The sequence below is a fragment of the Klebsiella sp. CSG-1 genome (genome assembly GCF_056521145.1).
The window spans coordinates 305,786-326,820 of the sequence record NZ_JBWNLD010000007.1; the positions used below are offsets into that span (position 1 = coordinate 305,786).

The 21,035-nt window shown below is 50.8% G+C and carries 8 protein-coding genes and 3 pseudogenes; 4 read left to right on the top strand and 7 right to left on the bottom strand.

The genetic code is table 11. The annotated features are described in order from the left end of the window. Nucleotides 1–6 precede the first annotated feature (6 nt). Nucleotides 7–108, bottom strand: a pseudogene (locus AC007G_RS18740) (hypothetical protein); the annotation flags it as partial. Here AC007G_RS18740 and AC007G_RS18745 point away from each other — a divergent pair. From AC007G_RS18745 to AC007G_RS18760, 4 genes and pseudogenes are all read left to right on the top strand, one after another. After that, nucleotides 98–1,384: pseudogene (locus AC007G_RS18745) on the top strand (DNA primase family protein); the annotation flags it as partial. The pseudogenes AC007G_RS18740 and AC007G_RS18745 overlap by 11 nt on opposite strands. Then, nucleotides 1,360–1,872, top strand: a pseudogene (locus AC007G_RS18750) (tyrosine-type recombinase/integrase); the annotation flags it as partial. The pseudogenes AC007G_RS18745 and AC007G_RS18750, both read left to right, overlap by 25 nt. Before the next feature lie 386 nt (nt 1,873–2,258). Continuing rightward, nucleotides 2,259–5,558 (top strand): STY4851/ECs_5259 family protein, encoded by a 3,300-nt coding sequence (locus AC007G_RS18755; protein ID WP_142631146.1) that lies wholly within the window; start codon nt 2,259–2,261, stop codon nt 5,556–5,558. Nucleotides 5,559–5,570: 12 nt separating this feature from the next. Continuing rightward, nucleotides 5,571–11,891, top strand: coding sequence for a DEAD/DEAH box helicase (locus AC007G_RS18760; protein WP_142631147.1), 6,321 nt, complete (start codon nt 5,571–5,573; stop codon nt 11,889–11,891). 40 nt (nt 11,892–11,931) lie between these two features. Here the strand turns inward: AC007G_RS18760 and symE are convergent, their stop codons facing one another. The 6 genes from symE to AC007G_RS18790 form a co-directional block, all read right to left on the bottom strand. Beyond that, on the bottom strand, nt 11,932–12,270 hold the full coding sequence (gene symE / locus AC007G_RS18765; protein ID WP_142631148.1) for an endoribonuclease SymE: 339 nt from the start codon (nt 12,268–12,270) through the stop codon (nt 11,932–11,934). Nucleotides 12,271–12,495: 225 nt separating this feature from the next. Beyond that, on the bottom strand, nt 12,496–13,863 hold the full coding sequence (locus tag AC007G_RS18770) for a restriction endonuclease subunit S (RefSeq protein WP_142631149.1): 1,368 nt from the start codon (nt 13,861–13,863) through the stop codon (nt 12,496–12,498). Then, entirely contained in the window at nt 13,860–15,449 is a 1,590-nt protein-coding gene (gene hsdM, locus AC007G_RS18775; RefSeq protein ID WP_479466642.1) for a type I restriction-modification system methyltransferase, read from the bottom strand. Before hsdM ends, AC007G_RS18770 begins: the two co-directional genes overlap by 4 nt. A 71-nt stretch (nt 15,450–15,520) precedes the next feature. Continuing rightward, nucleotides 15,521–19,030 carry a type I restriction-modification system endonuclease gene (gene hsdR, locus AC007G_RS18780; protein WP_479466643.1) on the bottom strand — a complete coding sequence of 1,170 codons (3,510 nt, stop codon included), beginning with the start codon at nt 19,028–19,030 and terminating at the stop codon, nt 15,521–15,523. Nucleotides 19,031–19,231: 201 nt separating this feature from the next. Continuing rightward, nucleotides 19,232–19,891, bottom strand: a complete 660-nt coding sequence (locus AC007G_RS18785; RefSeq protein ID WP_032698274.1) for a winged helix-turn-helix domain-containing protein — start codon at nt 19,889–19,891, stop codon at nt 19,232–19,234. Between the two features lie 34 nt (nt 19,892–19,925). Further along, the gene (locus AC007G_RS18790; protein ID WP_032698273.1) at nt 19,926–20,795 is read right to left on the bottom strand and encodes a phosphorothioated DNA-binding restriction endonuclease; all 870 of its coding nucleotides are present in this window, start codon (nt 20,793–20,795) and stop codon (nt 19,926–19,928) included. Between the last annotated feature and the right edge of the window lie 240 nt (nt 20,796–21,035).

A 21,035-nucleotide genomic window follows, 5' to 3' on the forward strand; every position in this document is an offset into this window, starting at 1 on the left:
CCCTGATTAATGACGGTATGGCGAGCTGTAGCAGCCCTGTACTTTACGGGGTGCCGGGGGGGTGACCGGCTCCGCGACAGGCGGAGTTTTCTCCGCCGGGGGCCGGATGGCCGTGGACGCCAACGGCCAGTTTCTGTCCCGCTATGAAAACGGCATCTGGAAGGTGATACCGCCCTCCGATTTTGCCCGCGACGTAGCCGGGCTGTTTCAGCGTCTTCGCGCCCCGTGCTCATCGGGGAGAATTGCTTTGGTGGTGGAGACCCTGAAACTGATAATTCCGCGGCAGGATAGTCCGGCACGCCGTCTGATTGGTTTTCGCAACGGGGTACTCGACACACCCAAAGCGGGATATTCAGCCCGCACAGCAAATCGTCTTGGCTGCGCACCCTGTATGACGTGGATTTCACCCCGCCGGTGGAGGGTGAAACGCTGGAGACCCGTGTGCCGAACTTCTGGTGCTGGCTCGACCGGGCGGCCAGTGGCAACCCGACAAAACGCGACGTGATTCTGGCCGCGCTGTTTATGGTGCTGGCGAACCGCTATGACTGGCCGCTCTTTCTCGAAGTCACCGGCCCCGGCGGCAGCGGGAAAAGTATTCTGTCTGAAATCGCCACGATGCTGGCCGGAGAGGATAACGCCACGTCGGCGGACATCAACACGCTGGAAGACCCCCGTAAACGTGCCTCCCTCCTCCCTGATTGGCTTCTCGCTGATACGTCTGCCTTACCAGGAGAAATGGAGCGGTGACGGTGCCGGACTCAAGGCCATCACCGGCGGCGACGCAGTCTCCGTGTACCCGAAATACCAGAACCCGTACTCGACGCATATTCCGGCGGTGATTCTGGCCGTGAACAATAACCCGATGTGCTTCACCGACCGCAGCGGCGGTGTGTCACGTCGCCGGGTGATTATCCACTTCCCGGAGCAGATAGCCCCGGAGGAGCGCGACCCGCAGTTGAGGGATAAAATCGCCCGTGAGCTGGCTGTCATTGTGCGCCAGTTAATGCAGCAGTTCAGCGACCCGATGAGCGCCCGCGCCCTGCTCCAGTCGCAGTAGAACTCCGATGAGGTTCTGAGCATCAAGCGCGATGCTGACCCGACGCTTGATTTTGGTGGCTATCTGGAGGCACTGCCGGAGCCTGAAGGTATGTATATAGGTAATGCCAACATCATACCGCGTCAGCCGCGCCTGTATCTGTATCATTCCTATCTGGCATATATGGAAGCCCACGGCTACAAAAATACCCTGAGTCTCAGCATATTCGGTAAGGGGTTGCCGCTATGCTAAAAGAGTACGGGCTAAGTTATGAGAAGCGCCGAAAAAAATCAGGGCACACAGACCAATCTCACACTAAGAGAGGAAAGCGGAACATTGCAGAACTGAAGACGCGGGATCTGCTTGTCCCCATCAGAGCGGTGGAGTAATCCGGGCATCTTGAAGTCGCCGCCCGTTTACAGCAGCGTACCACTGCGGTTATGCGCTTTGCCGTTCAGAATGGGTTAATCGACTATAACCCTGCTCAAGAGATCGCTGGTGAGGTTGCTACGGCGAAAAGACAGCATCGTACTGCGCTAGAACTTAACCGCATTCCTGAATTACTTCACCGCATCGATCACTATTCTGGCAGACCGTTAACTCGACTGGCGGTTGAACTCACTTTATTGATTTTCATCCGTTCAAGCGAGCTGCGTTTTGCCCGCTGATCAGAAGTTGATTTTGAAACGGCCATGTGGACGATTCCTGGTGAGCGTGAACTGTTGGAAGGTGTTAAGCATTCTCAACGTAGTTCGAAGATGCGGACTCCTCATCTTGTTCCTTTGTCGTGGCAGGCTCTAGGTATTTTGGAAAAGATCAAAGGTATGAATGGGAATTGAGAGTTGATCTTCGCACCAAAAGATACAATCATGTCGCTCAAGAGTGAATCTTTTGTGTGTTTTCCATTAAAACGACTTACTAGTTCCCTGTTTATCGATTTTCTGCACTCTCTGGGTCTATTCATTGCTATAGTTGTATGTGATATTTACATTTTCAATTATAGATAAAGCTTAACATCTTATTAGTATATTTTTCTATTAAATCAAATGATTGGAATAATTTTTCAGGTCAACACTATCTCTCTTTTATTAAGGCACCTACTTAAATTTGGAGGTGGTGCCCATGCAGAAAAGATGTATGCTGATCCGTTTTGATTTTTATTTCACTATATAAAAAATCTTCCTGTCATATTCATTCACTATGAAAATAAAAGGAGCATACTTTGAGTCATACAGAACATATATCAATACTTAAGTGTACTCCGTGGTTAGTCAAATTTCTAAATCGTAGAAGTTTAAGAAGGCCTGATAATCGCCCTCTTTATGAGTACCATGCAACGAGTGATGAATATGGCGAGTTGAAGCGGTTGTTGAGGGCGATAGGATTACCCGATGGTTACAAAAGTGATAAAGGGTACGCAGCCTGCTTCACATTGTTCTGCTCAGAGTGGTATCGAAGAGATTATGAAAGGGAATGTGGATGGGCATGGGAGCCAATTTATAAAACGATAGGCGTATCAGCATCTTCCTCGGAAATGGGGAAAATAATTCCTAAAGGCCTGGATGGGTACTGGGGGCGCCCCGTGCGATTCTATGATACAGAAAGGCGGAATTTTTTAGGGTCCTTATTCAGTGAAGGCGGTCTACCTTTCAGATTGTTGAAGGAGTCTAATAGCCGTTTTCAGTCGATGTTCTCTCTCATTCTCAATCAATACGCTCAGGCCCAATCTGCTAACATTTCCACGTTTGCGTTAGTTCATGCAGCGGTAGAAAAATCATTTCTGCCAGTCGTTTTTAAAGAGGATACTTCAGTCGAGCTTATTAGTCGTATGGCTGAACAGTTAGTTTCGCTTGTTCAAATATATGATCTGAGTAACCATACAGAACCCGTAAAAGAACTTGACCGTGTTCATCCGAAGTGGCGGGACAGTTTCCCTGTTCCTCTCGATGACGATACAGGGACCAGTTTCCTTAATGGACTTTTACGAACAGCTTCTACTGAATCCAAACCTCGCCTTCAAAAAAATAGAACAACCCTATGCCAGTTCTTATGGTCAGAAAATCATCCTGAGGCTTTACAGTCGCTCATTTCTCTTCCGGAAGAGCTGAGTTTTTCGATTGACAGCGAACCTTCTACAACACGTTTCGAGCTTGCCATCTATGAAGATGGTAACGAAATTGCGAGCCTGGGGCCTGCCTATGCAACGCTGAGTAATTCACAGGCGAAAATGAGAGTTCGTAAGCGTGAAATTAAGTTTTTTCGAAAAAATCCCGCTGCCAGCTTGTTTATTGTGGCGAGAGCCGGAGGGATGCTTGTCGGAACCAGGTTGTTGGAAGGAAGTGAGGTTGCCGTTGGCGACGTGCCATTAGTTTTTGTTTTTGATAAAAGTGAATGGTTGCTACAAGGGCAAGCATCTTGCAGTGTACGTGGCAGCCATGTGCTCATTGTATTGCCAAAGGATGGTTGTCTGGTCTCAGAGCTCGAGGATTGTGAAACCGATTTTTCGGCTTTGGGATGCCGCGCTCTGATTGTCAAAGGGCGCCTGGATATCCTGATTGAAGGCGGTGAAACGTATCGGATAAAGACAGGAAGAGAGCAGATTATCCAGACAGGGTTCTCTTTCCAGGGGAAGCGGTTAAACTGGACAAGCTACCCGGATGAGCTCTTCCTTGGTGTTCCTGGAATTACTCATAATTCTGAGAATCTATTAACGCATCATTATAGACTTTTTTTCAACGGCACATTTATAGATAATTGTGATGTGCAAGAGAAAATGGGAGCTCAGTTTATTTCAGTACGTAACGAAAATAATGAAACTTTACTGCGTAAGAAAATAGGTGTTCTTCCCAATGATTTTTGTCTGGAAATAAAAAACGGACAACAAGCAAACGAAGGTTCTGTCATTATTACTACTAAGTATCCTTGTTTGTATAGTTTGAAAGAAAAAATACTGGAAGTTGGACGGGAGCGTTTGTCCGGCAGTACAGAAATATTGATGAAGGCGGAGGGGATTCCTCCAGCATCGATTTCATTACAAATAATGCCAAACCTCACTGCGAACCCGATTGTTATTTTGTTACCATTTCCAGCACGAGGCTGTCTTGCTTTCGATAAAGACGAGAAGCCACTGCCAAAAAATTTAACGATTAACGACCTTCTGGGAGCCAGAGCATACCTTTTCGGTAAGAATGGTGAGCCTACGCGATACCAACTTGAACTGCGTTTACGATCCCGTAGCGGAATGCAGGCATGGTATGAGTGGCGCTATAGTGCGGGAGAAAACCCGGTAGAGCTTACTTTATACAGCTTAAGGGAGCATATTGACAATTTACTTTCCCTGGAGGAAGGGATTGATCAAACAGTGGATATGCGTATTGAGGGCGGAGGTAGCTCCTTTACCTGGCAAATCAGGCGCTATAAATATAGTCTTGAATATGATCGGGAAATGCAGCTTCTTCTTGCTAATTCAGTGAGCAATCGTACGGGGCAGATCCCTTCACCCGTTATTATGTTACTCAGTGAGCCTGAAAGAAAAGCAGTATCGCTCGTATCGAGAACAAGCGAAGGCGTACCGGTTGGTGAATTCGAATTAAGTTCGACGATACAAAATAATGGCCCATGGCTGGTGTTGCCGAAACAAGGTGAAGAAGCCTCATTCCGGCCATGCTACATTGCAGGTGAACCGGTAATCCAAAGCGATACCACGGCAATACAATCCCTGCAAAAAGCAACGCAGCTATTTAATCCGCGGTCAGATGTAAATACCATCACGTTAGTTCTGGAACAAATGGCGAGCGACCCTGCACACTCGGGCTGGCAGTTCTTACGTAATTTATACAATCAGTTTGGATATTTACCACTGGCTACCTTTGAGGTATGGCGTGCCTTGGTTCAGCATCCACGGGCATTAGCAATGTCACTGTTTAAATTTGAGATGTCCATTGATTATCTCAGCCGTATCGAAAGCGAGTTTCCTGTTTTCTGGGAGTTTTTACCTATTACTGAGGTTAAACATGCCTCGATGCGTTTTCGAGCGTTTCTGACTCATAAAGGTGCTCCGGAGGAAATGCAGATAAAGTTACTGGGTCGAATGTTCCAGCAATTAGGGACTGTATTTCCAACCTATGCCAGCGAAGTGCAATTATGGTTAGACCAGGGAAAATTACCACCGACTTTTCCGGCACAAATGATAAAAGGCATCATTCATGACTGGCATCAGGAGCTCTTACGTGAACATGGTGAATCTCGTTGGCCAGAGTTTGGTGGATCGGGACTTTTTCGTTGGTATGCGTCGCAAAAGGATCCCATTATTGAGGTTTCGCCCGATACCAGTTATCGATATTCCGTCACTTTGCTCCCCATATTTGCTGCCGCTGTTGCATGCGGCAAAACAACATTTGACAGTGTTTTTGAAAATAAACCTGGTGCCGTATTTTTCTTAAGACAAGTCAGAGATTTTGACTCGCGATGGTTTAATGCCATTTTCCAGTATTGCTTATTGCGTAATGTGGCTAAGAAATAAAAAGGAATAAGAATGACTACACGCTATTTTTCTTCGCTGATTGAACAGTCGTTATCTCGTTCGACGGAAGCTACGCTGAGCATTATGGGCGTAACCAACCCGTATCTTCGCGAGCACCTTACGCAGCAGATGGCGGCTGAATGTGGAAAGGATGGAACATTTCTGGCTTCTCCCGTATTTGAACAAACATTTGGCTGGAAAGAGTCAAATTTCACGATGAGGGATCTTGCCACAAAGCAAACGTTACTGAGTAAGGAGGTTGTTGATTCTCTCGATAACGAAGAAAACGGACGCTATCGTTTTGGCTCAACCTGGAAACCTTTCACACATCAGTTAGCCAGCTGGCAGGCATTACTGGATAAAAAACATTCGGTGGTTGTGACCAGCGGCACGGGATCGGGTAAAACAGAGTGTTTTATGGTTCCGGTGCTTGAGGATCTTTATCGTGAACTACGGGACAACGGGAAAAACCCACTTATAGGCGTTAGAGCCCTTTTCCTTTATCCCCTGAATGCCCTGATCAATTCACAGCGTGAACGTTTAGATGCCTGGACCCAAGGTTTTGGAACCGGGATTCGGTACTGTCTGTATAACGGTAATACTGAAGAGCTGCATGCCTCAGTAAAAAGTGAGCAGACAAACCGGCCAAACGAAGTGCTTTCGCGTGAGAAAATGCGTGAGGAACCTGCGCCTATTCTGGTCACAAACGGTACCATGCTGGAATACATGATGGTGCGTCAGGTTGATGCACCTATCATTCAGAAATCAAAAGCGGAAAAATCATTACGCTGGATCGTTCTGGACGAAGCCCATACCTACGTAGGATCTCAGGCTGCTGAACTGGCTTTACAACTCCGTCGTGTCATGACGGCGTTTGGCGTTACGCCTGATGATGTTCGCTTTGTTGCAACATCGGCGACTATTGCTGGAAGTGATGCTGAAAAACAGCTGAAAAAATTCTTGTCTGAGTTGTCCGGTGTGCCACAGGAACGTATTGATGTTCTGGGAGGTAGCCGTGTCATTCCTGACCTGGCGCCGTGCCAGCATCTTTCTCTATCCCTGGATGAGCTTGAGCATATCCCTGATTCTGATGGGGAGGGTATTAGCCTTGAGCGCTACACCGCGCTCACCCACTCTCCGCAAGCGCGTCATCTCCGCGAAATGCTTGTGAGTCAACCCAGACCGATGACTCTTGATACGCTCACCCGGCGATTGAATGAGCTAACAAAACATCAATACACTCAGCAGGATATTTTGCGCTGGCTCGATCTCTGTACCGGTACGCTTCCCAATGCGCAGGAACCGGCATTTCTGAAAGTCAGAGCGCATATTTTCCAGCGTAATACCCAAGGGATATGGGCCTGCGTAGATAAACATTGCTCAGCTAAACACACTACTGCGCTTGAGAAGGGGTGGCCTTTTGGCAATGTATATGTGAATCAGCGGCAAAACTGCGAGTGTGGCAGCCCTGTTTATGAACTCGCGTTCTGCAATGAGTGTAATGAACCGCATTTACTTGCCCGTGACAAAAAAGGAAAGCTTGTACAGTGGGACAATAAAGGCGGGGATGAGTTTTCGCTGCAGGATGAAGCACCTGACGATTTTGACTCTTCGAGTGAAAAAGTTCAAAAAGAACAGGTATTCCAGCCACCCCATATTATTGCCGCGGAATGTAATACCGAAATGGGCTATATCGTGCAGCGCCTCGATCGTCAAACTCGAAGTATTGGCGTAGTCAACCCGGATAGTATTCCGTTGGCGATGAATGATATTGAGCAGGTTTGTAGCGCCAGCAACTGCGGTTATAGAGGGGGGAAAGGTAAACAACCCTTCCGGCGGGCACTGTTAGGCGGGCCTTTTTATGTGACGAATATCGTGCCTACCGTGCTGGAATATTGTCAGGACTTTATCAGTGATGAAGGCAAAGAGGGGGTTGGCCCGCTTTCTTTGCCTGGACGAGGGCGGCGACTGATTACCTTCACTGATAGTCGTCAGGGAACGGCACGGATGGCGGTGCGGATGCAGCAGGAAGCGGAGCGCAGCCGTTTGCGCGGTAGCGTGGTGGATATTCTTGGATGGCACCAACGTAAACAGTCAACACATGCACCAAATGCCCAGGCCGACGTAACGAAGCTGACTGAGATGGCAGCACAGGCACGTGAAGAAGCGAAAAATCTTCATGATTGGGGGATGCCGGAAGAAGCGATCCGTCGTGAAGAACAAGCTGAGCGCTTAGAGCACGCTATCCAGGTCGCCACTGGCGGAAAAGTCGATACGGTTTTGATTTCTCTTTCCTGGTCCGAAATGGTCAAGGAATTGAAAGATAAGGCGGATATCAAAGGTCCTATCTTGCAGTATAACCACTATCTCAAGCCTGAAATCTTCACTGAAAATGGTGGCCCTTTAAAACTCGCTGAAATGCTGCTTTTCCGTGAATTCATGCGGCGCCCGAAACGCACAAATAGCCTGGAGACACAAGGGCTGGTTCAGGTGGGTTATCAGGGGCTGGAGAAGGCGCATAGCATTCCTGCTAATTGGCAAGATAAAGGGTTAACTCTGGATGACTGGCGTGATTTTCTTAAGGTCACGCTGGATTTTTATGTCAGGGAAAGCAACTACACCCAGCTGGACGAAGATCTGAAAAACTGGATTGGTAGCCGTTTCTCTTCAAAATTTGTCCGTAATCCCGATTCGAAAGAGCCTGATGACAACCAGGTTAAACGCTGGCCGCAAATTCGTCACGGTAATGTCACGCAGCGTCTGGTCAAACTTTTGATCCTCGGCGCTAAATTCAGCAGCGTAAATACGGTCACAATAGATATCGTTAATGCGTGGCTAAAAGAGGCATGGCTTCAGTTGACGGGGTCATTAGCGGTATTGAAATCTGACGGCAACCGTTTTTATTTACCTAAAGAACATCTGACATTCTCTCTGGTTCAAAAAGCCTATATTTGCCCGGTAACTAATAAATTACTGGCGACGGCTTTCAGAGGTTTGACGCCTTATCTGCCAATGCATATTCAGTTTGAACGGCTGACCAGTACACAATATGACGCTTTTATCGCCCAGGCGGTGACGCTGCCTGAGATTTGGCAGCACGATCGTTCTCAGGATGATTATGTCGATGGGTTAATAAAAGTTCGTGACTGGCTGGGTCAGGACCCTCTGGTGGCACAATTACGTTCGCAAAACCTCTGGACGGACATTAACGATCGCGTCGTTGAAGGTGGATTTTACTACCGCACGGCAGAGCATTCCGCCCAGCAATCATCCGAACGTCTGCAAAGTTATGAACGTATGTTTAAAAACGGACAGCTTAACGTTCTCAACTGTTCAACCACTATGGAAATGGGCGTAGATATTGGCGGGATTTCTGCCGTGGTGATGAATAACGTTCCACCGCACCCCGCTAACTATTTACAGCGTGCCGGGCGTGCCGGGCGAAGCAAAGAGTCCCGCGCTATTTCTTACACGTTGTGCAAAGGCAACCCGCACGATCGGCAGGTTTTTGCTAACCCTCTCTGGCCTTTTGAAACGGTGATCCCTGCGCCGATGGTGGCAATGAATTCTGAGCGTCTGGTACAGCGCCATGTCAATTCTCTGCTGCTGTCAGATTATTTGTGCCATGTCATCGGTGAAACCGAAAAAGAACGCACCAGCCTTAATAGTCAGTGGTTCTTTGGTGAAGAGCTTGAACAGTCGGTGTGTAACCGTTTCAAAGCCTGGCTGGAGCGTCCGACGCTGAGTATTGACGCGGCTTTGGTTCGTTTGGTTAAAGGCACCGTGCTTCATGGCGTTGCGGCAGAAAAGCTGCGGGATAAAACGTGCGACGCGATTACGGCGCTGCAGAAACGCTGGCTGGGAATTTATCGCGATCTTGTTAAGCAGGAAAGTGAATCGCAGCCCAATACGCCGTATCGCAAACGTCTGGAGCTGGAGAAAAAACGGCACTGCGGCGAGTATCTGCTGCGCGATTTGGCGGCCAGAACCTTCCTGCCTGGATATGGCTTCCCAACGGATGTTGTCACTTTTGATAACTTCACTATGGAAGATTATATCCGCGAGAAAACGTACAAAGTCCGTGATAAGAGCGATCGTGAAGATAACGTCTCGCGTTATAAAGGCTTGCCTTCACGCAACCTTTCCGTGGCGATCCGTGAGTATGCGCCGGGCGCGGAGATTATCCTTGATGGCCGGGTCTTCCGCTCCGCTGGGGTGTCTCTGCACTGGCATAATCTTAATGCTGATACCAATGAAGCTCAGCGTCTGGATAGCGCCTGGCGTTGTCACAAATGCGGTACGTTAGGCTATGAGGAAGGTATTGGCGGTTCGGGAGACTTGTTCTGTACCAATGACGCGTGTGGTGAGCGCATCACGCCGGAAAACCGACGTCAGGTTTTACAACCTGCGGGTTTTGTGACGGATGCGCACGATCCGGTGACCAATAATATTGAGACCATGAAATTCATTCCGGTTGTGCCGGCCTGGGTATTTGTTAAGGCCGAGCGTGTACCGCTGCCGAACCCGTTGATGGGCTTTATGGCTTCCGGGGCGGACGGTAATGTGTTCCAGCAAAGTATGGGGGAAGGCGGTCACGGCTATGCGCTGTGCCTGAGCTGCGGTCGTGCGGAGTCGATGCTCAACCTCACGGATGCGCCGAAATCCATGGAAGCACACTATCCGCCCCGTCTTGGAAAGGCCGACCGGGATAGCCAGAATCAGCGGATTATCTGCCCGGGTTCAACGGCGCTGAATAAAAATGTCACGCTGGGGGCGCTGGCGCGGACGGATGTCTTAGAACTGATTGTACGCCGCCCGCAGGACGGAGAGTATATAGCTGATAACACGGAAGAAGGTCGCATTGTTGCAATGACGCTGGCCGTGGCGCTGCGGCGCTCGCTGGCTAGCGTGCTGGGTGTTTCCGCAGCGGAGCTGGGCTACGCGGTGCGCCCGGTCAGGCTGGAGAACGAGCAATCCGTTCTGGCGGTACAGCTGTACGATATTATCAGCGGCGGTGCGGGCTTTGCTTCCAGCGCGCCATTGCATATTGAGGCCGTGCTGAAGGGAATGGTGAAGCAGCTGGGATGCCACCACTGTGATACCGCCTGTAGCGAGTGCCTGCTCGACTCACAGACCCGCCACGATCACGATCTGCTGGATCGTAAAGCGGCGCTGGCCTGGCTGGGGGCGGATTTCAGCCACTATATTGGTTTGCCGGATGAGGAGAAATTCTCACTGGCTGATGCGCAATATTGCCCTGGGAGCATTGAAGATGCTCTGCGGCGGGCCATCAACGATGGTGGTCGAAAGCTCACGCTGTGGATGAGTGGGCCGTTGAATGAGTGGGATCTGTATGCCCGTCAGTTCCGCACCGCGATCCAGAACTACCGGCTAAAAGATGATGTTGAGGTGGTGCTGGTTATCCCGCGAAACATTGACGATCCGGAGATCCTTCTGGAACTCGCGCAGTTTACGGCGATAGGCGTGCAGCTGTGCCAGTCTGAGCTGGATAAGGATACGCCGCTCGTTGCGCAGGTGACGTTTGACGATCGCCTGATGACGTTAATTTCTCGCAGCCATGAAGCAACCATCCCCGGGCCGAACTGGCATCTGAATAGCCAGATGGTTATTCGCAGCCATTTGCAGGCGCCGATAGCGCTTTATAAAACCGAGTTGCCATCCGAGGATGCGGGCAGCAAAGGCCTGGTTAACGATATTGAAATCCATAAGCAGCTTAACGGCCCGGTTTCTCAGTTTGGCCAGCGCTTCTGGAACCTGCTGACCGAGTCTCAGGATGATATTCAGCGCCTGCTGACGGAATGCCGGGTGACGCGTATCCACTACAGCGATCGCTATCTGCAAAACCCCGTAGCGCTGGCGTTGTTAGGCGGGTTATTGAAGACGTTGAAACCGATGCTGACACAAGAGGCGGAAGTGACGATTGATACGCTGTTCAGGAGTAAAGAGCGACCGGGGAACAAACCGTTCCATGACTGGATGAGTGAAGCGGACTTCCAGGATTTTGCCGACCAGTGGTTTGCGGCATCCATGGGACGAGCCGTGGAGATTCAGGCGTTCAACTCTGGCCGCGACATTCCGCACCACCGTAAGCTGATGGTAAGTTTTGATAATGGCCAGGCGCTGAAAATCCGCTTTGATCAGGGGATGGGATACTGGCGTATTAACTTTGCGCGAGCCTGGCGTGATTTTAACTTTAATGATGACGTCTCTTTCCAGCTTGGGAATATGGCGCAAGCCTGCGCAGAAGGCCTGGTAGTGAACAGCGAGGAGAGCTGGGCAACCGATGTGCTGGTGCAGGTTATTGCTCCTTGATCAGGAACCGCTCCCGACTCACGGTCGGGAGCGGTTAGCGTCAGGCGGAACGTTTACCTGAAATCACGTCGATAAAGTCCTGCACCTGCCGCTGCTTACGGGCGGACAGCTTACCCACCCGATGAAAAGACTGAAGCAGCGTAGAGTCTTCCGGCTGCGGCGGCTTTGCCGTCAGCACAATACAACCGTTCATCACCTTCACATCGACTTCTGTGCCGGTGGCAAAACCGGCGGCTTCCAGCCACTGGCCCTTCATGGTGAGGGCGGGAATGCGGGTATAATCCGGATAACGGCTCGCATAACTCACGGTTAAGTGACGGTTATTTGTTGGGGAGACTTCTGGATCGCACGGATCTGAAATAGAATGGGTATCAGTCATGACTGCTATTCTCCTGGAATAGTGATTGTGATGAGCGATGCGGTTGTGTTGGCGCACGACCGCATCGCGCTAAATACCTGTCTATATCAACAGTAAATAAAAGAAAAGTCCAGCTAAAAACAGAACGTAATAAGCGCGATTCGGAATAAATAAGATATATTTTTGCGGATTATAAATGGGCGTGAATAGATAAAGGCGCACGCTTTCGGTGCGCTTTTATAAGGACTATGCTTTTTTACGCGAGGCTTTTTTACCGCCGCTGGCGGCGCGTTCAGCCTTAACTTTTTCCAGCAGGGCGGCGGCACTGTTTTCACCGCTGATCAGATCCGGGTTTTCCGCACGCCACTGGGCGGTAAGCTCGCCGCGGAAGGCCTTCGCCAGGATCGACTGGGTGAGACTGTTGACGCGGGTCAGGGCGCTGTTGACCTGCTTTTCGATGGTGTCGGCGTAGGCGAAGAGTTGTTCGACGCGGCGCACGATTTCGTGTTGCTCTTCAATCGGAGGAATAGCTATTTCTATAGAATAAATTTTTGCTCCACTTATAACAGGTTGAGCTGAGGAGGATGTATCAACTCTTAAATTTGTAGCCTTAAGTAGCCAATATGCGAACTGTTCTGCAATTAATTCTCTGTTAAAATCAACGAGTAATGCATTGTCGGTTACCCACGATTTTTCAGGAGTAAAATGAACTGAACCACAATAATATCCTACTCGACCAATAACAATGGTTGGTTCTTCAGTGTTATGCTTATCATGGTAACCTGCAATGCCATTGCCTCCGTAAACAGGGATATCTCCTGAGGCATTCATTTCTTTAGCCGTAAGGCCATCACCTGATTTAACATTAAAAATATGCCCAACATTACAACGTAACCACGTCTTTTCTTCAAAAGGCTCAGAGGTATTTTTGGCTTTTAATTTTTTCCCTTTTGTTAAATCATAATATTTTTGCAATGAAAGATTAAATGAATTATGAGTTCTCCATGTTTTAGTCAGTTTTCCTCTCATTGCCGCTGCAAGCACCGCCTGACGAAAACGTTTCAGGATTTGTGGGATTTGCTCAAGACGTGCTTTGGTGCTGTCTACCTGCGCCAGTAGCGTATCGAGTTTTTCGGCGATGATTTTTTGTTCGGCAAGCGGGGCGAGTCGTAATGGTGCTTTAAGGCCATCAGCCGTTCCCAGGCGGGGCATATTTACGCCATAACTGACATCATTAACATATCCCAGGAATGTTGAGCTTTTAAGCCAATAGAAAATGTACTTATTACAGCATGTAGGTTCTACATTTAGGGGAATAATCTCGGTAGTACAGACACCATCCTCTTTTGCAATAATAACTTTATTTAGATAAGGGCGTAGCTTTCCATAAAGCACATCACCTTTTTTAAAGCTGTTTTTAGTACTTTTGAACGGACGTTCGCTTGCTCTGATTGTGCTTAATAGCTTTGATGATTCTTTTTCAATATCTTCGAGTTCAAGTACCCATGTGTCATCGTTAACGTCAGATAAAACTCTTTTGGTCGCTTTACCATAGTCAACAATATTGCCTAATTGAGTATCTACCCACCCCTCCGGCAATTTCCCCCCACTCATGCCTTCACCTCACCAAACGCTTCTTCCAGCAACTGACGCTGCGCATCCGCCTCATCCCCCGCGCCCAGCTCGCGCATCAGCGCATCCAGTTCGCCCAGCGCCTGCACCAGCTCGCCCATCGCTTCTGCCGCCAGCACGTCCGGCTCCGGCAGGCTGTCGGCGTCGATGCTGTCCTTATCCTTCAGCCAGGAGATATCCAGCGAATCGGATTTTGCGGTGCGGATCCACTCGCGGCTGAACTTGCGCCAGCGGCTGGTGGCCTGATGCTGGTCGGTGTTCTTGTTCTCTTCGCTGTCGGCGACTTCGCTCTCTTCGGCGTTAAAGCTCCACTCGCCCTCGGTGCGCGGGCTTAAGCCGTGCGGATCCTCACCGTAGACGTTTTCAAACGGCTGCAGGTGCTGCTCGGTAAACGGCGTGCGCTTGCCAAAGCTCGGCATATTGGTCCGCAGGTCATACACCCACACATCGTCGGTGCAGTTTTTATCCTGATTCGGATTGGCGACCGTGCCTTTGGTAAAGAACAGCACGTTGGTTTTAACGCCCTGGGCGTAAAAGATGCCGGTCGGCAGACGCAGGATGGTGTGCAGATGGCATTTGTCCATCAGGTCGCGACGAATATCGGTACCCTTACCGCCTTCAAACAGCACGTTATCCGGCACCACCACCGCCGCGCGGCCGCCGGGGTGCAGGGTTTCAATAATATGCTGCATAAAGCACAGCTGTTTGTTGCTGGTCGGGTGCACGAAGGTGCGGGTGATGTTGGTGCCCGCCGCGCTGCCAAACGGCGGGTTAGTGGCGACAATATGCGCCTTCGGCAGATTTTCGCCGTCGCTGCCCAGGGTGTTGCCCAGACGGATAGCGCCGCCGTGGTCGAGGTTGCCTTCAATATCGTGCAGCAGACAGTTCATCAGCGCCAGACGACGGGTGCCGGGCACCAGTTCGAGGCCGATAAATGCGCGGTGGATCTGGAAATCCTGGGTATCGCCGTCGAGATCGTCCAGATCGTGAGTCTGCGACTTCACGTAGCGATCCGCTTCAATCAGGAAGCCCGCCGTACCCGCCGCCGGATCCTGCACCACTTCACGCGGCTGCGGCTTCAGCAGATAGATAATGGTTTTAATCAGCGGACGCGGGGTGAAATACTGGCCCGCGCCGGATTTGGTTTCGTTGGCGTTCTTCTGCAACAGCCCTTCGTACATATCGCCGAAGTCGTCGCGGGATTTCCCGTGGTCGCCATTGTACCAGTCCAGCGCGTCCATATAGCTGACCAGCTCAGTCAGCTGTTTGGGTTGCTCAATGGTGGTACTGACATTATGGAACACCGCCTGCACCAGCTTTTTCTCATCAGCGCCTAACTGGACCAGCAGGTTACGGTAGAACTGCATCTGATCCTGACCAATGCGCGATTTCAGGTCATCCCAGCGGTAGCCTTCCGGCAGGTAGTCCGCTTCCTGGCCGGTCTCTTTACACATTTTCAAAAACAGCAGCGAGGCGAGTTCATTGACGTAGTTTTGATAGGAGACGCCGCCGTCGCGCAGGTTGTCGCACAGTTTCCATAACTTGGCGACCAGATCGTTATTGTTCATTGAAGATCCCATGTAAAACAGCGGCCCTTATCGGGGCCGCAGAAGAAGAAATTGCCGGGGATGATAACGCGTCAGGCGAGTTCATCCCAGATGTAATCGCTGAACTTATCCAGCACCTTGTCGAGGTTGTCGTCAAAGGTGCGCTGTAACATTGGCTTACCGCCACGACGATGGAAATTGCCGGTTTTGAACACGTCGTCGTCGAGCACCACTTTCTCTTTTAGCGCCTGCGCTAAACGCTCGAGCCAGCTTAGCTGCTCGCTGTTCCAGTCGTTCTCGCCTTTAATTTTTTCCAGCGCATGGTCGACGCGCTGGTCGAAGGGTTTCAGCGCATCGCCCACCGCCGCACGGCGGATATGGCCGATTAATCGGGCGGCGATGTCTTCGTTGCGCGTCTCTTTCCACGCCTTACGCAGGGATGACTCTTCAAAATGCTGGCGGTCAAACCACTCCTGCAATTCCACCAGCCCTTTACGGGTAAGGTCGCGCGGGCGATTGATCACCGCCTGCAACGCGGGCTGGGCGTTAGGAGCGTGCTGCACCAGCGCATCGAAGGCTTCGAGGAAATCCTGCGGCGTGTCGTAATCGCCGTACAGCGATTTGACGCTCACCACCTCATCATCAATATCGAGGAAGATCGGCGCATCGCGCAGGGCGTTGATATCGGTTTTCAGCCTTTCGAGGCGGGCGATAAAGCCGGGGAGATTATTGAAAATCTCGGCGCTCCAGTGCGGCCCTTTTTCCCGCAGGCGCGAAGCCAGGCCGCCAAAGCTGACGCCCGCCGCATCCAGACACAGTTCGTCCAGACGGCGGACCTGCTTATCCACCGCTTCGCTGCGGTCGCGGTTAAAGGTGGCGAGGCCGATAATGCGCTGCAGCTTGGCGACCAACTGTTCATGGCTGTGTTCGGCAAAGCTGCGACCATCCGCTTCAATGGTTTTATAGGTTTCTGAGTCGGTAATTTCATTGACCAGCGTTTGCAGCTCCACCTGCGGACGCACAACCACCGGGCGCATGGTGTCGACGCTTTCCAGCGAGCTGTAGATATCGACGCAGTCGAAAATCTTAAAGCTGGTTTTCCCCACCGACGGGCACAGACGCGTGGCGCGGCCCTTCATCTGCTCGTAGAGAATGCGGCTTTTCACTTTGCGCAGGAACACGATATTACAGATAGACGGAATATCGACGCCGGTGGTCAGCAGGTCGACGGTGACCACGATATTGGGCAGCCGCTCTTTGTTGAAGCGGACGATCATGCTTTGCACTTTCTTCGCGTCTTTATCGGCATCGCCGGTGATCTTGACGATCGCGTCGTGCTCAAGCTGCGGGTACTTTTTCTTGAACGCGGTACGCAGCTCGTCCACCACCATATCGGCATGGGCGTTGGTGACGCAGAACACCAGCGTTTTTTGCTGCCCGGTGGGATCCAGGTATTTGGTCAGCTCGCCGCATACCGCGCGGTTAAACGCCGGGATCACCAGGCCACGGTTAAAATCAGCGACCTCAAAATCCTGATCGTCAGCCAATGTGTCGTTGATCAGCTCGCCCTGCGGGTTCAGGCGTTCCACCTGTTCGCCTTCGGAAAGGTAGACGCCATCCTGCGCGTTGCGGGTGACGATCTGAATCGGTGGATCCTGGTCGATCAGGAAGCCGTCGATCACCGCTGTCCGGTAGGTGTAGCGATAAACCGGCTCGCCGAAAATATCCACCGTATGCAGCGCCGGCGTGGCGGTCAGGGCAATTTTTACCGCATCGAAGTGGTCGAGAATGCGACGGTAGGCGGAAACGTAATCCAGCTGGCTACGGAACTGCAGCTCGCCTTCGGTCTGCTCTTTATCGAGAATGTAGCCGCGGTGCGCTTCATCGACGACGATACAGTCGTAGCGGCCAACCGGCATCGGTTCATCGGATTGCAGCGTACGCTTGACCAGCGACTGAACGGTAGCGACATGGATTTTGGTGCTGTCTTCCGGGAATTTGTCGGTCAAACCTTTGATATCGAAAATACTGTTAAAGGTGTCGCCGTTAATCCGTGTGTCTTCAAACGACCCCAGCGCCTGTTCGCCAAGCGAGCGACGGTCGACCAGGAACAGCACGCGTTTGAAACGCTGGGACTGGATCAGGCGGAACATCAGCGCGATGGCAGTACGGGTTTTACCGGTCCCGGTCGCCATCGCCAGCAGGATCGCTTGCTGGCCGTTAACGATAGCGTTTTCCACCGCGCGGACGGCATCTTCCTGGTAATAGCGCAGGCCGAGTTCGCTCATCCCGGGGTTGTCGGCAAACCACTGATTTTTTTGCTGCGGGTCGCTGCCCAGCATCTCCAGCAGCTCTTCCGGGCGATGCCATTCCGGCAGCGCTTTCGACATGTTGGTGGTGTGGCGGACGTCGCGATACCAGATACCGCTTTTGGTCTTCATCGCCGCGCGGTATTCGCGCCCGTTGGTGGAGTAGCAGAAGGGGATTTTAAAGCGCTGCGCGCCGCTGGTATCCTGCCAGCTTACCTCATATTCCGGTACCGCTTCATGCACCTCATCGGGCGAGTAATGTTCCAGCAGCGTATCGCGCAGGAAGGCGTTATCGAAGTATTTACTGTAGCGATACGACTCGGTGAGCTTGCTGGATACGTCCGTGTTTTTGCGCTTGGCTTCAATCACGGCGATGGGTTTGAGGCCGATGAACAGAACGTAGTCGGCAAAGCCGGGATTACCCGTTTCATCTTTACCGGTCGGCCATTCCGCAATCGCCTTGTTGACGCCCGCTTCCGGGCGTGCGCCTTTGGCGAAACGCAGCGTTTTGCTGTCAGCCTGCCAGCCCGCTTTACGCAACTGGGCGTCAATCAGGAAGCGGCTCTCTTCTTCGCTGAGATTCAGCGTGCGCTTGATAGCCTGGTCGGTGATCTCTTTGTGATAGGCCTTGCGTTCTTGTTCGGTCTGCTTCGCCAGCTCGGCATCTTTTGCCGCAAGCTGGGCCTCCAGCGCGGCCAGACGCGCTTTGGTCTGGGCTTCGGTTTCCTGCTGTTTGCCCTCAAGGATGGCAATGTAGCCGTTGAGAGATATGAGCCTTTGTTGCTGAGCCTCCAGCTCGGCCTGGCTTTGTACCTTTTCCTGCGCCTGCTGTTCCAGCTGTTGCTTCAGCGTGAGGACTTCTGCGTGATAAAGCGTTTCGCCATGCTCCGGCAGAACAAACACGGGCACCGGGAACTCATAGTCTTTGGTCACCAGCCGGTAGTACCAGACGCCGAGGCGAAACCCGAGTCGCAGGCACATCTGGGCATCATCCAGATCGTTATGATATTCGTGGACGGCCAGGTTACCGATACGGCGCAGCTTATGGAAAACGGCAAGAATGCTGTCATCAATAAACGCAATCTTGCCCAGTTCGCGCAGCAGGTCGTGCTGGTTTTCGCAGGCGGGTATATCCAGCAACTGGCCGAGATGTTTCGCGGTGGCTTCGCCAAACATGCGCATTTTGACGAGGGTGGTATTAGGGTCGTCGGGGTAGTTGTTTTCCGCCGCGCAGGCAATGGCATAAATGAAGTCGTTAACGCCTTTCAGAAAAACGAAGTTGGATTTGTTCATGCACGTTCCGCGTTCAGGCCAGCCTTCGGAATGCTGACATATTAGGATAATCCGTTAATGGATGAGGCATCAGTGCATGCTACCTCTCTCCAGTTGTACATTCAATCGTCAGAATTTAATGTAACTCACTATTTTGTAAGTATGTTCTCAATTTCCTGTACCGATTTTGTTCGGTGTTTAACAGGCTGTCCTCACTCGTTCCTATTTTTGTGCCTTCTTCATTAAGACTTTCAATGCCTCAATAGTGAGTGAGGGTTTTTGTCTGTGGATCATTGCATGGCAATTGGGGCAGACAGGGCGAAGGTCTTTTACGGGATCCAGTTTGTAGCGCTCTCCAATATCAGAAAGCGGTGTAATATGGTGGACGTGAATATAGTCCTTCCCGGTTTCACCATACGTTTCCTCAAAATCCATATTGCACACGCTGCACTGACAGCCGTAGTGATCTATGCATTTGTCTCTCGCCGTTTTACTACGTTCGTATTTGTTAACTTTGATTTGCTTTACGGCACCTTCGTAAAAGGTTTCCGGAACATCATCTGGATAATCGATATTCAATCGGGTGGAAAGTGATTCTGCTTTTTTGATGCCATCTGGTGTGAGCTTCCAGATACCAAGGCCTGACTCTTTTGCATTGTGGAGGTACTTGTAGTCAACAAGCTTTTTCCTCGCCCATTGGACCATGTTGTTCCATTGAGGGCGATTAGTATCATCAGGGAGTAACATGTTCATTTCTTCGTTCGTAAGGCCGAACTCCTTGCCCAGCGGCTCATAACATGAGGAAGAACTTACCTTTCCCCCTCCATTGTAGATATATAAAAGTAGGGGGATTTCTATCTCTTTATAACTTGGAAAGGGCATATTTATCACCAATGATTAGTTAAATTTTCTATTGTTATGTTCTGAAAACTTCTCGCTTATGCCACTCAATAAAGCTGTCTCTCGGGTAGTTCTCTTTCCCCTGCGGTAGCCCAATCAGCTTCCCATCAAAATCCCAGAACAGTTTTCCGACTATACCGCCGCCGTTAACCGCGGAAGATATCTGTACTCGCATATGCTCATCCAGGCCAATCGAGCCTTTATCAAACGCTTTGTGGTGAATGGCGCATAGCGCCAGACCGTTGGGAATTTCACATGGGCCGCCGTGCTGCTTCCATTTGATATGCGCAGCCTCCAGCGCGACGGAGGTATTGTCATGACGCATATTAAAGCCGCAGATAGCGCATTCATAGTTATAGGCGCGTAGTACCTGTTGGCGGAAAAGCGGGTCGCGTTCTTTGCGGATTTGCTGGATATCAAATCCCATCTCGTCGGCGATCTCTTCCTGAATACTCTTCGGAAAATGGGCCTGCAGGATCTGATGCGCCAGGGTGTTAATCAACCTCTTATTCTTGCTCAGCAGTGCGAAGTGTTCTTCGTCAAAGCCGCCTGCAACGTGATAGGTCTCCAGTTCTTTAGAGGGAGGCTGCCTGCTGCCTTCAGTTGAGCATTGCTCAGCGTTGCGTAATTCCCAGAAGCCGTCGCCTTTTAGACGCCAGAAGGGCATATCGGGTCGGTATTGAGCTCGCTGTGGGCCAAAGCGTTCCAGTAAGCTATGTAGCTGATCGCGAACTTCTGAGGCGTAATCGAACATCCGTGAATGTCCGCGATGATACTGGGACAGTACGTGGAGTAGCAACAGCGGCTTATGCGGCGCGCGCTGTTCCCCTTTACGCCAGATAGTGATGTCGGCAATTGCTTGCTGTAGAGTTTTACTGGAAGGCATTGCATTACGTCATCTACAAAATAATTGCGATGATGCTCGCAAAACCGCACCTGATCAAGCTGATAGGTCCCGATTCTTTATGCAGATCTCTTTTAACTCATAAGGTAGTGATATGTACTCGAAAATCATCCACACTTTTTAAGTGTAGTTAAAACTACCCTCGATATAAAAGGTTGCCCAATATCCTCCCGCGGGAATACATCATTGAATCTATCCATGCTTATGACGCAGAGTTTGCAG